Origin of the sequence: Luteimonas saliphila (assembly GCF_016774335.1) — a bacterium.
Lineage (GTDB): Bacteria > Pseudomonadota > Gammaproteobacteria > Xanthomonadales > Xanthomonadaceae > Luteimonas > Luteimonas saliphila.
This window is the reverse complement of sequence record NZ_JAETWA010000041.1, coordinates 55,826-69,651: the sequence shown is the minus strand read 5'-3', so window position 1 is coordinate 69,651 and position 13,826 is coordinate 55,826. Positions and strand designations below refer to the sequence as shown.

General features: G+C 72.1%; 13 protein-coding genes. 3 read left to right on the top strand and 10 right to left on the bottom strand.

Annotated features, from left to right (window positions below; genetic code table 11):
- Window positions 1-87: 87 nt before the first annotated feature.
- Both JMO03_RS12055 and JMO03_RS12050 read right to left on the bottom strand, forming a co-directional pair.
- Entirely contained in the window at window positions 88-852 is a 765-nt protein-coding gene (locus JMO03_RS12055) for a hypothetical protein (RefSeq protein WP_202843629.1), read from the bottom strand.
- A 3-nt stretch (window positions 853-855) separates the two neighbouring features.
- Complete coding sequence (locus JMO03_RS12050) at window positions 856-2,133, bottom strand: acetyl-CoA C-acetyltransferase (protein ID WP_202843874.1); 1,278 nt, start codon at window positions 2,131-2,133, stop codon at window positions 856-858.
- A gap of 80 nt (window positions 2,134-2,213) precedes the next feature.
- Here JMO03_RS12050 and JMO03_RS12045 point away from each other — a divergent pair, with 80 nt between their 5' ends.
- On the top strand, window positions 2,214-3,104 hold the full coding sequence (locus JMO03_RS12045; RefSeq protein WP_202843627.1) for a hypothetical protein: 891 nt from the start codon (window positions 2,214-2,216) through the stop codon (window positions 3,102-3,104).
- A gap of 95 nt (window positions 3,105-3,199) precedes the next feature.
- Here the strand turns inward: JMO03_RS12045 and JMO03_RS12040 are convergent, their stop codons facing one another.
- The 4 genes from JMO03_RS12040 to JMO03_RS12025 form a co-directional block, all read right to left on the bottom strand.
- The gene (locus JMO03_RS12040; protein WP_202843625.1) at window positions 3,200-3,820 is read right to left on the bottom strand and encodes a superoxide dismutase family protein; all 621 of its coding nucleotides are present in this window, start codon (window positions 3,818-3,820) and stop codon (window positions 3,200-3,202) included.
- Between the two features lie 49 nt (window positions 3,821-3,869).
- Window positions 3,870-4,457: a superoxide dismutase family protein gene (locus tag JMO03_RS12035; RefSeq protein ID WP_202843623.1), complete on the bottom strand. Its 588-nt coding sequence runs from the start codon at window positions 4,455-4,457 to the stop codon at window positions 3,870-3,872.
- A 429-nt stretch (window positions 4,458-4,886) separates the two neighbouring features.
- Window positions 4,887-6,293, bottom strand: coding sequence for a nitrogen regulation protein NR(I) (gene ntrC, locus JMO03_RS12030; RefSeq protein ID WP_202843621.1), 1,407 nt, complete (start codon window positions 6,291-6,293; stop codon window positions 4,887-4,889).
- A gap of 9 nt (window positions 6,294-6,302) precedes the next feature.
- A complete protein-coding gene (locus JMO03_RS12025; protein ID WP_202843619.1) occupies window positions 6,303-7,379 on the bottom strand; it encodes a two-component system sensor histidine kinase NtrB in 1,077 nt (358 codons plus the stop codon).
- 255 nt (window positions 7,380-7,634) lie between these two features.
- Between JMO03_RS12025 and JMO03_RS12020 the strand changes: the two genes are divergently transcribed.
- On the top strand, window positions 7,635-9,374 hold the full coding sequence (locus JMO03_RS12020; RefSeq protein WP_202843618.1) for an EAL domain-containing protein: 1,740 nt from the start codon (window positions 7,635-7,637) through the stop codon (window positions 9,372-9,374).
- Here the strand turns inward: JMO03_RS12020 and JMO03_RS12015 are convergent.
- From JMO03_RS12015 to flgA, 4 genes are all read right to left on the bottom strand, one after another.
- Entirely contained in the window at window positions 9,368-10,621 is a 1,254-nt protein-coding gene (locus JMO03_RS12015) for an ATP-binding protein (RefSeq protein ID WP_202843617.1), read from the bottom strand. The genes JMO03_RS12020 and JMO03_RS12015 overlap by 7 nt on opposite strands.
- A complete protein-coding gene (locus tag JMO03_RS12010) occupies window positions 10,618-10,965 on the bottom strand; it encodes a flagellar protein FlgN (RefSeq protein WP_202843616.1) in 348 nt (115 codons plus the stop codon). Before JMO03_RS12010 ends, JMO03_RS12015 begins: the two co-directional genes overlap by 4 nt.
- 1 nt (window position 10,966) lies before the next feature.
- Window positions 10,967-11,272 (bottom strand): flagellar biosynthesis anti-sigma factor FlgM, encoded by a 306-nt coding sequence (gene flgM / locus JMO03_RS12005; protein ID WP_202843615.1) that lies wholly within the window; start codon window positions 11,270-11,272, stop codon window positions 10,967-10,969.
- A gap of 87 nt (window positions 11,273-11,359) precedes the next feature.
- Window positions 11,360-12,067, bottom strand: coding sequence for a flagellar basal body P-ring formation chaperone FlgA (flgA, locus tag JMO03_RS12000; protein WP_238346126.1), 708 nt, complete (start codon window positions 12,065-12,067; stop codon window positions 11,360-11,362).
- Window positions 12,068-12,851: 784 nt separating this feature from the next.
- Here flgA and JMO03_RS11995 point away from each other — a divergent pair.
- Window positions 12,852-13,772: a chemotaxis protein gene (locus JMO03_RS11995; RefSeq protein WP_202843614.1), complete on the top strand. Its 921-nt coding sequence runs from the start codon at window positions 12,852-12,854 to the stop codon at window positions 13,770-13,772.
- Window positions 13,773-13,826: the final 54 nt, after the last annotated feature.

Genomic DNA, 13,826 nt, shown 5'->3' with positions numbered 1-13,826 from the left:
CGATATTCTACCGGCGCCGTCCCGGTCGCGGCCTACATGCCGAGCAGCCGGCACGACATTCGGAGCGCGCCGGGCTGCGGCGCGACTTCAACGCAGCGGGCGCAACGACTCCACGACGTCCGGCGGCAGGCGCGACGATGCGGTCGAGCGCGCGGCGACCAGGGCATCCTGCGCATCGAGGACATGCAGGAGATAGCCGCGCAACCACTCAGACTCGAAGTCGATGGCTGCGTGGGCGATGCGTGCCCGCGCGAACGTCGCCGCGGCAGCATCGAAACGTCCCAGGCGCCGCTGCAGTTCGCCGATCAGCATCCGGCACTGCAGGCCTTCCTCACCGGGCCCGTCGGCCTGCGACTGTCCGCAAGACTGTTCGTGCGCGGCAAGTGCGGCGGCGGCATAGCGCCGGTAGCGCGCGGCGTCCGTGCCCGCCTGCCATGTCGCCTTGAGCAGCGCATCGGCCCGTTCCGCGACCGGCATGCCGAGTCGCTCCATCAATGCCGCAGCCCGGAAGTACGAGGCCTCGTCCTCGGCGACCATCCCGCGGTATCGCGCGCCTTCGACGTAGGCGGCCAACCGTTGCAGTTCGCCGGCAGAGAACTCGTCCTTGAACATCACGAATCCGTTGCCGGGACAGACCGGGAGCGGCCAGGGTGCCGCCGTGGGGCCGTAGGGCCGCAAGTCGAAATCCTGGCCGAACTGGGTGCCCGATCCCGCCATCGACTGCGAGAACACCTCACCACCGATCGGGCAGGTGAATTCCTGCGTCAGGATCGTGAGCGCCTCCGCGCGCGGCACGGCCAGCGCCAGGATGGCGGCAACGGACACTGCGCCGAACAACCTGTCCGCGCGCATCGTTCAGCGCTCCAGGATCGCCACCACGCCCATGCCGCCGGCGGTGCAGATCGAGATCAGCGCACGGCCGCCGCCACGTTCCTTCAGCTGCCTGGCCGCGGTGGCGACGATGCGCGCGCCGGTGGCGGCGAACGGATGGCCGGTGGCGAGCGAGGAGCCGAGCGGGTTGATCCTCGCCGGGTCGATCCGGCCCAGCGGCGCGTCCAGGTGCAGGCGGCTGCGGCAGTAGTCCTCGCTCTCCCACGCGCGCAGGGTGCACAGCACCTGCGCGGCGAAGGCCTCGTGGATCTCGTAGAAGTCGAAGTCCTGCAGCGTGAGATGGTTGCGCGCGAGCATCTCGGCCACCGCCACGGTCGGTGCCATCAGCAGGCCCTCGCCGTGCACGAAGTCGACCGCGGCCACCTGCACGTCGCGGATCCGGCACAGCACCTCGTGCCCGTGCGCGGCCGCCCAGTCCTCGCTCGCCAGCAGGCAGGCGGCGGCGCCGTCGGTGAGCGGGGTGGAGTTCGCCGCGGTCAGGGTGCCGCGGCCGGAGGTCTTGTCGAACGCGGGCTTGAGCGTGGCCAGCTTCTCGAGCGAGGTGTCGGGCCGCAGGATGTTGTCGCGCGCGACGCCGCGGAAGCTCACCACCAGGTCGTCGAAGAAGCCGCGCTCGTAGGCCGCGGCCAGCTTGTGGTGCGACGCCACCGCCAGTTCGTCCTGCGAATCGCGCGAGATGGCCCATTCCTTGGCCATGTCCTCGCAATGCTCGCCCATCGACTTGCCGGTGCGCGGCTCGGCCACGCCGGGGAAGTCGGGCTTCAGTTCGCGCAGGCGGAAGCCCTTGAACGCAGCGATCTTGTCCTTCGTGGTCTTCGCCGCGTTGGCGGCGAGCAGGCGCCGGCGCAGCGACTTGCCGTAGACGATCGGCACGTCGGAGGTGGTGTCCGAGCCGCCGCCGATGCCGCACTCGATCTGGCCGGTGGCGATCTTGGTCGCGATCAGGTTGATGCTGTCGAGCGAGGTGCCGCAGGCGCGCTGCAGGGTGATGCCCGGGGTGAGCGCGGACAGCCCGGAGGACAGCGCGGCCTCGCGGCCCAGGTTCCAGTCGCTGCTGTGCTTGATCACCGCGCCCATCGCCACTTCGCCGAGCTGCTGCCCGTGCAGGCCGAACTTCTCGACCAGGGCGCCGAGGGTGCGCACCGACATGCCGAGGTTGCCCACGTCCGAATAGGCGGTGTTCTGGCGGCAGAACGGAATGCGGACGCCACCCAGCACGGCGACGGGACGACCTTGCAGCATCGCGGGAACCTCGTTCGGAGCGGACCCGTCACGCACGACGGGCATAATCGCGAGTCTAACGTACCGCTGCGAATGGCCCGATGAACGAGCATCACACCGCCGCGGCGCCGCCCGCGGGCAACGTCGCCGGCGTGCTCGCGCTGGAACTCTCGCCGGGCAGCGCGCCTGCGCGCGATGCACTGCCCCAGGCCGACGCCGCCCGCTTGGTGGCGTTGCTGGGCCGCGACCTCGCCACGCTGGAACCGCAGGTCCGTGCGCTCGACCTGTGCCTGGCCGCGGCGCACTTCGATCCGGCCGAGGCGCTGCGCCCGGGCTGGCCGTTGCATCGGCGCTTGCTCGAACTGCGGCAGCGCGCGCCCGGTGGCGATGCTACACCGCGCCTGATCGCCTTCGGCGCCGACGCCATGGGCGCCATCCCGCTGCCGCTGGTCGCCGATCCGACCCTGCGCGGGGGCAGCCTGCGGGTGCTGCCGTTCCTGCTGCACGGCGATCCCGACGTGGCGCAGGCCGTGGGCGAGGCGTTCGAGGCGCGGCTGCTGGACAGCGGCATGGCGCAAGCCGACACCGCGCTGCTGCTGCAGGACGCGTTCGGTGCGCGGATCGAGCATGCGCGCTGCCTGACCGTGCACGACCTCGCGGCGATGGTCGCGCTGCAGTACGAGCACCTGGGGCTCGCCCCGCTATGGCCGCTGATCGAGACCGCGCTGCTCTCGCCGCAGCGTGAGGCGATCCTCGACGCGCCACCCGAGCCGCTCGCGCGCTATGCCGCTGGCGAAGTGCGGATGGCGCTGTTCGCGCCCGCGGCATGGCGCGCGCGCCATTGCCCCGGCAGCGACGACGAGGACCGGCTGCGGCGGCTGTTCGCCGGGTTCGAGGCGCGCCAGCGGCAGTTCGCCGCCGTGCTGGGCGCGCACGGCATCGACGTCACCTTCGTCGATGCCGCCGCCGACGTGGACGCCGTCGACCTGTAGGAGCGGCTTCAGCCGCGACAGGGCCGGCCATGCGGTCCGGCGAACGGGGACGGCGCGTCCGAAGCGCTGCTACGGAAGCGAATCGCCCGGTCGCGTCAGGTCCCGACGATCACGCCGCAGGCCAGGCGCGCGCCGGCGTTGCCGGTGGGCTGGGTGGCGTAGTCGTCGGGATCGGCATGCACGATCACGCCACGGCCGATGACCTCGGTGGACTCGCCGTCGCCGAGGGTCGCGCCGCGCAACAGGGTGTCGACCGTGGCCACGCCCTGGTCGTTGGCGACGATGTTGTCGCTGTCCCCGGCATGGTGCTCGCCTTCGCCGACGCGGCCGTGCGCGGTGGAGGCCGGGTTGAAGTGGCCGCCGGCGCTGCTGCCGTCCGGTGCGCTGCAATCGCCGGTTTCATGGACGTGGAAGCCATGCTCGCTCCCGGGCGCGAGGCCGGTGACCTCGCCGGTGACGCGGATGCCGCCGTCGACGATGGCGAACTGCAGGCGTCCGGCGACCTCGTTGCCCTCGGTCGGCGCGAGCGTGGCGGTGGCGGTGGTCGAGACGATGTTGTGGATCTCGCCGGGCGCGGTGGTGTCGGTGGCCTCGACGCCCTCGGCCATCGGCACGGCCGGTTCGGGCGACGCGGTGGCGTCCTCGGCCGGGACCTGCGGCTGGCAGGCTGCAAGCCACAGGACGGCGGGCAGGATCAGCAACGGTGCCTTGCGCATGGGATGCGTCTCCTCGGGGGGGTGGAGGGTCCGCAGCCTAGTCGCCGCGTCATTCACCCGCGGTGATGACGCCGCAGGCCACGCGCGCGCTGATCGCGCCCGGGGTGGCGCCGAGCACCAGCAGCGAGCGGCGCAGGATGTCGTTGTCGGCACCGCCGCCGAGCACCGCGCCGCGCACCAGCAGGTCGACCGTGGCCACGCCGTCGGGGCCGGCGACGATGCGCCCGGGCGCGGCGCCGACCGCGCCATCCTGGCGCGCACCGGCCATCGGATCGTGGTAGCGGCCGGCGCTGCGCGCATCGACCGCGCTGCAGTCGCCGCGTTCGTGCACCTGCAGCCCGTGCGCGCCGTTGCGCACCAGCCCCCCGACCTGGCCGCGCACGCGCACTCCCTCCTCGGCCTGGGTGAGCAGCATGCGCCCGCTGACCAGGCTGCCGGAAGCCGAGGCGAGGTTCGCGACCGCCCTGGACACGGTGCCGGTCTGCGCGATCTGGCGTGGCGGCGGCGGGGCCGACGCAGGCGTGGGCCCCGCCGCGGAGCGCGGCGCGGACGCGCACGCGGACAGCAGCAGCGCAGCGGCCATCGCGAGCGCGGCGGAAAGGGATCGAGCGGACGTCGCGTGGATGGTGTCGGGCATGGGGGCGTCGGTCGGCCCGGGACGCGCGGATTTCGCGGCGTCGGGCACGCAATGCGTGGGCGTTCGAGCGTAGCCGGGAATCCGAGGCCGGCCAAGGCGCGCGGCGTGGCGACGGTTTGGCTGGATGCAGGTTTCTCTACGAGTGCCCGTGGTCGCGGACGCACGGCGCATTTGCGGACATGCGGGCCTGATCGGGTTGCGATGGTCGCACGTGTGGACGGGCGGTGGCGTAGCCCGGGTAAGCGAAGCGCACCCGGGAGCTGCCGCCCGTCCCGGGTGCGCTTCGCTTACCCGGGCTACGCGGGAAGGTCGATGCCGTCCCCCGGTCACGATCCGTTATGTCTGTGTCCGGGCGACGTCACGACGCACCGGGCCGGATTGCAGACCCGGGTGCGCTGCGCTTATCCGGGCACGGTGAAGGGGCGTCGCTCAGCCGCGGCGCGGCCGCCGGCTGGCACCGAGCTTGCGGGTGACGGTGTTGCGGCCGAGCCCGAGCCGGGTCGCGGCTTCGGTGCGGCGGCCGCCGGTGTGCTCCAGTGCGGCCTCCAGCAGGGCGTGGTCGAAGCGCTCGCGGGCGCGGGCGTGCAGATCGGCCGTGCCGGCGGCCAGCTGTTCGCGCGCCCAGGCCTTGAGCACGCCGTCCCAGTCGGCGCTGGCCTGGTCGCCGGCCTGCAGCATGCCGTCGAGGTCGGAGCTGGTGATGGTGTCGGCCGGCGCCAGCGCGGCGAGCCGCCAGCACAGGTTTTCGAGCTCGCGTACGTTGCCCGGCCAGCCGTGCTGCAGCAGGCGCTCGAGCGCGGCCTTGCCGAAACGCTTGGGCGGCGCGACGAACTTCTCCGCGGCCTCGTGCAGGAAGCGCTCCGCGAGGGCCGGCACGTCGCCGCGGCGCTCGCGCAGCGGCGGCAGGCGCAGGCGCACCACGTCCAGCCGGTGCAGCAGGTCGGCGCGGAAGCGGCCTTCCTGGACCAGCGTTTCCAGGTCCTGGTGGGTGGCGGCGATCACGCGCACGTCGACCCGGATCAGCTCGCGCCCGCCGACGCGGAAGAACTCGCCCTCGGCCAGCACCCGCAGCAGCCGGGTCTGCAGCGAGGCCGGCATGTCGCCGATCTCGTCGAGGAACAGGGTGCCGCCGTGGGCCTGCTCGAAGCGGCCGATATGGCGACGGGCCGCGCCGGTGAACGCGCCGGCCTCGTGCCCGAACAGTTCGCTTTCCAGCAGTTCGGCCGGGATCGCGGCGGTGTTGAGGGCGACGAACGGCTGCCGCGCGCGCGGCGATTCGCGATGCAGCGCGCGCGCCACCAGTTCCTTGCCGGTACCGGTCTCGCCGGTGATCAGCACCGTCAGCGGCGCCTGCGCCAGGCGCCCGATCGCACGGAACAGCTGGCGCATCGCCGGCGAATCGCCGACCAGCACGTCGCCCGCCGGCTCGACCTCCGGCGCGGCTTCCGCGCCCGCCTCCGCGCGTTCGCCGAGCACCCGCGCGGCCAGTTCCACCGCCTCGTCGAGGTCGAAGGGCTTGGACAGGAATTCGTGCGCGCCGCCGCGGAACGCACCGGCGGTGCTGGCCACGTCGGTGTAGGCCGACATCACCACCACCGGCAACTGGGGATGCGCCTGCTTGATCTTCTCCAGCAACTGCAGGCCGTCGTCGCCGGGCATGCGCACGTCGGTGAACAGCAGCTGCGGCGCCGGCCGCGACCTGAGCGCGTCGAGCGCGGCCTGCGCCGAATCGAAGCCCGAGACCTGGTAGCCCGCGTCGCTGAGCGCGGTCGCGAGCACGAAGCGCACCGAGCGGTCGTCGTCGACCACCCACACCGAAGCACCCTCATCCGACATCGATCCTCCTCATGGCGTCGTCTCCGTCGCGGCAGGGCCGGCTGCGGCATGGCCATCGTCTTCGGAGAGCGGCAGCAGCAGCGTGAACACGGTATGGCCCGGCCGCGAGCGATAGGCCAGCGAACCGCGATGTTCGCGCGCCACCTGCTGCGCCATCGCCAGGCCCAGGCCGCTGCCGTCGGCGCGTCCCGACACCAGCGGCAGGAAGATCTGTTCGGCCAGCGCCTCGGGCACGCCGCGACCGTCGTCGCCGATCTCCATGCGCAGCGCCAGCGGATGCACCTGCTCGCCGATGCGCACCCCGAACTCGGCGCGCGTGCGCAGGCTGACGTTGGCCGCGCCGGCCTGGATTGCATTGCGCACCAGGTTCCAGACCGCCTGGGTGAGGCGGTCCGGGTCGCCGTGCAGCGGCGGCAGGCTGGGGTCGTAGTCGCGCACCAGGCGCACGGCCCAGCCGGCTTCCTGTTCGGCCAGCCGCACCACCTGCTCGAGTACGCCGTGGATATTGAGCGGCTGGTGCGGCTGCGGCGGCGCCGGCGACATCAGCTGGTCCACGAGCTGGGTCAGCCGCTGCACCTCGGCGCCGATCAGCGCGACCAGCTCGCGCGAGTCCGGATCGGCGGCGCGACGCCCGAGCAGCTGCGCCGCCCCCTTGAGGCCGGCCAGCGGATTGCGCAGCTCGTGCGCCAAGCCCTTGAGCGCGGCCGACAGCGCCAGCGGCAGCGCCCGCGTCGGATCCTCGCCGGGGAACTCGTCGACCGGATGCGCCTCGAGCAGGGTGCCGCCGTCGGCCTCGCGGGTCAGCCAGACGTCGGCGAAGCGCGGTTCGCCGCCGAGGAACGCCAGCGCCACCCGGCGCAACCGGCGCGGCCCGTCGGCGTCGTCCATCACCTGCAGCGCCTGGCGCAGGCTGTCGCCCTCGGCCTCCAGCGCCACCAGCGGCTGGTCGGGCAGCCGTTTCTGGCTGACCCCCAGCCAGCGTGCGAACGCCTGGTTGCAGAGCGTGACCCGGCCGTGGCGGTCGGCCCGCAGCACCGGCGTGACCAGTGCGTCGAGGGCGGGATCGAAGACGAGCGGCGGCGACATTGCACCAATATAGTGCAACTTGCACCGGCTGGGCAGCGCTGGACGCCGCCGCCGGGGCCGACGAAGGCGGACACGACGCTCACCCTCCGCCGTTTCCGACTGACGTCCGGCAGAACGGTCCACGCCATCCCGATCACCGGCATGCGCCTCCCGATCGACCGCGCAGCAAGGCGAATACGGGACCGGGGTCGCGATAGGGCGCACGCGCACGACGCGACGCGATAAGCGGCCGCATCGACGGGATACCCTTCCACCATGAATGTCGGCTATCACGAACCCAGCGGCGTCCCGGTCGATCAGGTGACCTCGCTGTACCGGCTCGGCGCCGGCGGACCCAGCCTCCCGGCTGTACTGGCCGCGGCACGCGCCAGCCGCCGCAGCGTGGCCCTGCTGCACGTCGATATCGACATGCTGCAGCTGGTCAACGTCAACATGAGCGAGGCGGTCGGCGACCAGGTGCTGGCTGCGGTCGCGCAACGGCTGCGCAAGGCGATGCCGCAGGCGGCCTCGCTGTGGCGCCTGTCCAGCGACGAGTTCATCGCCTGCATCGCCTATCGCGAAGGCGAGCCGAACGGCGAGGCGCTGGCCGAACTGTTCCGCGATGCGCTGGAGGGGCCGCTGTCGATCCCCCCGTTCACGCTGCCGGTGACGGTCTCGATCGGCATCGCGGTGTTTCCCGACCACTGCGCCGACGCCGCGGCGCTGCTGGCCAGCGCCGAGCGCGCTCTGCGCGAGAGCAAGCGCGCCGGCCACAACAACGTCGGCCTGTATTCGGCGACGCCGGCCAAGGCCGCGTCCGAGGGCGGCTTCGCCGACCGTTTCGTCGAGGCGCTCGACAATGGCGAGATGCGCCTGTACTTCCAGCCGCAGGTCGCGGCCCAGGACGGCGGGCTGATCGGCTTCAGCGCGCTGCTGCGCTGGGACTCGAGCCACAACGGCCTGTTGCGGCCGAACCGCTTCCTGGGCAGGGTCGAGCGCGCCGGGCTGTCGAGCCGGCTGGGGCTGTGGGTGATCGACGCGGCGATGCAACAGCTGGTCGCCTGGCGCGAGCGCGGCCTCGACTACCTGGCCTTGTCGGTGCACCTCGACGGCATGCTGCTGGCGCGCGCCGACTGCCTCGACACCATCGGCGAACGCCTGCACCGGCACCAGTTGCGGGCGGCCTCGCTGGAGTTCGAACTGCCGGAAAGCGCGCTGGCGCTGGATGCCCATCGCATCCACGACACGCTCAGCGGGCTGCGCGCCCTGGGCGCCACGCTGACGGTGCAGGACTTCGGCAAGGGCGGCCTGAGCTTCGCGGCGCTGGCGCAGTACCCGCTGGACCGGCTGCAGATCGGGCGCAGCTTCATCCGCAACGTCGCCAGCGACCCGCGCAGCGCCGCGATCGTGCGCGGCATCATCGCCATGGGCCATCGCCTGGGCATGAAGCTCACCGCCAAGGGCGTGGAGACCGAGGCCGAACTGGGCTTCCTGCGCCGCAACCACTGCGACTTCTTCCTCGGCCACCTGTTCAGCCCGCCGCTTCCCGCGGAAGTGCTCGATCCGCTGGTGCAGCGCCGGTTCCTGCTGCCCTCGGCGTTCGCCGACACCCACCCCGAGCGCACCCTGCTGCTGCTCGACGACGAGGACAACGTGCTGCGCTCGCTGGTACGGCTGTTCCGCCGCGACGGCTACAAGGTGCTGACCGCCAACAGCGTGCGCGAGGCCTTCGACCTGCTGGCCAGCAACAGCGTGCAGGTCATCGTCTCCGACCAGCGCATGCCCGACATGAGCGGCACCGAGTTCCTGGCCAAGGTGCGCGACCTGTACCCGGATACCGTGCGCATGGTGCTGTCGGGCTACACCGACCTGGCCACGATCACCGAGGCGATCAATCGCGGCGCGATCTACCGCTTCCTGACCAAGCCCTGGAACGACGACGAACTGCGCGGCCACATCGAGGCCGCCTTCCGCTCGCACGAGCGGCACGCCGACGGCGCCTATCCCGGCTATTGATCCTGCGTGTCGGCGGCGGCCGGCTGCACCACCGGCAGCACCACGCGGAACGTGCTGCCGACGCCCACCTCGCTGGTGACCTCGATGCGGCCGTGGTGCTTGGACACGATGCGGTAGGCGATGGCCAGGCCCAGGCCGGTGCCGCGTCCGATCGGCTTGCTGGTGTAGAACGGGTCGAAGATGCGCGGCAGCGCCTCGGCGGGGATCCCGCAGCCGTTGTCGGCGATGCTGATCCAGGCCTCGCCATCCTCGGCGCCGGTGGCGATGACGATGGTGCCGCGATTGTCGATCGACTGGCCGGCATTGATCAGCAGGCCCATCAGCACCTGGTTGATCTCCGACAGGTGGCATTCGACCAGCGGCAGTTCGCCGTAGTGCTTCTCCACCCGCACCTTGTACTTGAGGTCGTTCCAGACGATGTTGAGGGTGGACTCGAGGCCCTTGTGCAGGTCAGACGGGCGCATCGGGTCGCCGCGGCCGAGGTAGGAGAACTCCTTCAGGTCCTGCACGATCTTGGTCACGCGCTCGATCCCCTCGCGCGATTCGGCCATCAGCTTCGGCAGGTCGCCGAGGATGAAATCGATGTCCAGGCGCTCGCGCTGGACACGCACGTCTTCGCGCTCGGACGCCGGATCCGGCGACTGCAGCGCCGCGTCCTGGCGCTCGATCAGCGCGAACAGCGCACCGATGTACTCGTGCAGCGTGCCCAGGTTGGAGTGCACGTAGCCGATCGGGTTGTTGATCTCGTGCGCGACTCCGGCGGCGAGCAGGCCGATGGAGGCCATCTTCTCCGACTGCAGCAATTGTTCCTGGGCACCGGCGAGCCGGTGGTGCGCGGCCTGCAGTTCGTCGTGGCGCTGCTGCAGTTCCGCCTGGCGCGCGTTGCGCTGGGTGACGTCGTCGACGGTCACGAGGTTGCGGTCGATGCCGTCGCCCATCCCCTGGCCGTTGCGCACCACGATCTCCAGCACGATGCCCGACGGCACGGTGACCTCGCCCGCCCAGCGGCCGCTGTCGCGCGCCCGTTCCCAGGCGCCCGCGGGCAGCAGCGCGAGCAGCTCCTCGGCGCCCTGGCCCGGCAGTGCGCGCTCGGCCAGCGCCCGGGCGGACGGATTGGCATGGAGAATCCGACGCTCGCCGTCGAGCAGGATCACGGCATTCTCCGATGTGCGGAACGCCCAGTGGATGTCGCCGTCGCCGGACGGTGCGGTGTCGCCGTCTTTCCTGTCGTTACCCTGTGCGCTCATCCCACTCCCAGACAGCGCGCCTGGGGTCTGGCGCCGGGCTGTCCACGCGAATCGTACACGCCGGTGGATTCGACGCGGCCGATATGGCGCAGCGCCCAACCCACCTCGCGCCGGCGCCGCGACAGCAGCACGCCATTGGCCTGGTTCTGCAGGCGCAACGCCTCCAGGCGCTCGGCAGCGATCACCCCGGGCTGCGCCGACTCGGCGCGCCGCAGGGCGCTGAGCTTGTCGGCCGTCGATGCCAGGAGGGCATCGACATCGTTCTCCAGCAGGGCCCTGCGCTCGGCGTCCAGCGCCCGTTCCAGCGCTTCGAGCGGATGGTCGGTGGCGGCCGCGGCGTTCATGCTAGCCCCCGAGCTGGCGCTCGAGATCCAGCATGCGGGTCGCCACCGCCTGCGCGTCGATCTGGTAGCTGCCGTCGGCGAGCGCCGCCCGCAGCGCATTGACGCGCGCAAGGTCGATCCCGGCGGGGCCGGTGCCGAGCTCGCGCTCCAGCGCCTGCAGTCCTTCGGCCTCGCCGGTGAGGCGGATGCTCTCGGCGGCGGCCACGGGGGCGCTGCGTTCGGCGCCTGCGCGCGCCGCGGGAAGCGGCCGGCTGGCCGCCTCGGGGGGTCGCGCGACCGGCCCGGTGCCGTCGATCTTCTGGGTCATGGCGTGCTCCTGGGGATGCCTGTTCGAGCACTGTAACGGCACCCCCCGGAGGAACTTGAACCCGGTCGCACATTGGCTTTTCGAGGGTCACGGCAGCAGCTCGACCACGCCCTCGGCGACCAGCCGCCCGCGCAGGACCCGGCGCGAGGACACGTTCTCCACCCCGATCCGGCCCCCGGCCTGCGCCGGTCCCAGCGCGCGCCCGGGCATCCGTACCTCGACCCCGCCGGTGCGCGACACCAGCATCACCGGGTCGCCACGACGCAGCGGGGTGCCCAGCGACAGGTCGTCCTCGGTCGGGACCACGCCGGGGCCCATGGCCCGGCTGGGCACGCGGCCGACGAGGGTCGCCGGGTCGACGAACGTGGCCCCGCCCTCGGCGCCGATGTCGCGCCGCTGCACGACCAGTTGTTCGGCCGTGATCGGCACGCCGGCGGCGGCCGGGGACCGCAGCACCACGACTTCGGCCTCGCGGCGGACGCGCACCGGCACGTACAGGCGCCAGCCGGGCTGGTCGTCGCAGCGAACCTGGGCGGTGGTGGGTCCCGTGGCCACGGCCTGCAGCGGCTGCTGGCAGCGCCTGAGCCGCAACGAATGCGCCAGCACCGCCTCGGCGGATTGCGCATCGCCGGCCCCGAGCGCGCCGATCGCCGCTTCGGAAATCGAATCCAGCGGCTGCATCTCCTGCCCCCAGGCCGGATTCAGCGCTCCGGCCAGCGCCAGCAGCAGCACCATCGCGATCCAGGCGACAGCGCGCCTGGCTTGACGCGACGAATGGGAATCGGCGGCGGGCATGGTCACTCCTGCGGATCGGCTTTCGCCGGAGAGGCTGCAAGTACCATGCCGCCGCGAACGGCGTGATCGCCGTGAATGGCGCTGCGGTGACGGCTGCGGCTTCGGACGGGGCCGCGGCACCGCACAGGGAGGTGGCGCACCGCTCGGGCAGACGTCCATGTCCGCACTCGCGGCCGCGGCACCTCCCTGTGCCGCTTGCACCACCTCCCTGCGCGGTACCGCGGCCTGGCGACTGCGGGATCCCCGCCTTCGTCCAACGACGGAACGGCGCGCAACCAAGACATGCGAGGACGCGCGGGAGTCTCGACCGGGAGGGGAGCGGTTAGCGGTCGCCCCCGGACACGGCCATCGATTCCTCGCTGACCAAGGCTGCGCCCAGTGATGCGGACGAATTCCAAGCTTCGGTCCGCTGATCCGTCATCACTCCGTCCCCCAATGCGCTGCGAATGGAGCACCTGCCACTGGTCCACCGGCGCTGGCAGGAGCCCAAGTTTGGCGAGGCACGTCCGGCTCCTCATAGCGCAAGGCCCCTGCTGACCGGAGCCATGACAGTGACGGCCGACAAGCCGCGCCCCGGTGGTCGGGTGCCGCGGCAGGCGCGCCATGGATGGCGCGCGCCCGAGTCAGGGCACGATGCCCTGACCGAGGGAAAAGCGGCACCCGGCCGCCGGGGCGTGGCGTCCATCCGGAGACCCGGGACGCTTCCCCGAAGAAGGCAGGGGGGCCGGAATCAACAAGCCCGCACGCCCTCAAGATCCGCCCGCCGCGGCCGACACCCTGTTCCATGAGCCAGGACCTGCTTGACCGCATCGACCAGCGCACCCGACTGGCCGGCCACAACCGGCTGGCGCTGCTGCTGTTCCGGCTGGGCAGCCGTCAGCTTTTTGGCGTCAACGTATTCAAGGTCAAGGAAGTGCTGCAGCGGCCGCCGCTGTTCACCCTGCCGCAGCTGCCGCGGGCCTTCGCCGGCGCCGCCGACGTACGCGGGCGCAGCGTGCCGGTGCTCGACCTCGCGCGCGCGATCGGGCACGACGACGAAGGCGCCGGCGAGCCGCACTACCTGGTGGTCACCGAGTTCAACCGCTCGGTGCAGGGCTTCCTGGTGGCCGGGGTGGACCGCATCGTCAACATCGCGGTCGAGCACATCCAGCCGCCGCCCGAGCTGGGCGGCGACTGCAACTACCTCACCGGCGTCGCCCGCCACCAGGGCGAGCTGATCCAGCTGATCGACGTCGAAAGCGTGCTGGCCGAATCGGCCCCGCGCGGCAGCGACCTGGGCACGCTCGGCCCGCTGCCGGTGACCGGCGGCCCGCGCGAGGTGCTGGTGGTCGACGACTCGCGCGTGGCCCGCAACCAGATCCGCTCCGTGCTCGAACAGCTCGGGCTGGAGGCGGTGCTGCTGTCCGACGGCCGCCAGGCCCTGGACCACCTGCAGGCGTTGGCCCGCAACGGCGAACCGCCGGGCGAGCGCTACGCACTGGTGATCTCCGACATCGAGATGCCGGCGATGGACGGTTACACCCTGACGACGGAAATCCGTCGCGACCCGGCGCTGCGCGGGATGTTCGTGCTGCTGCACACCTCGCTGTCGGGGGTGTTCAACCAGGCCATGGTCGAGCGCGTGGGCGCCGACGATTTCGTGCCCAAGTACTCCGAAAGCGAGCTGGCGCAGCGCGTGACCGCGCGCGTCAACGCCCTGCGCTAGGCGGCGGGACCGGCGCCGCGGCGCGGCTGGCACGCCGCTTGCCTGCCTTCCAGG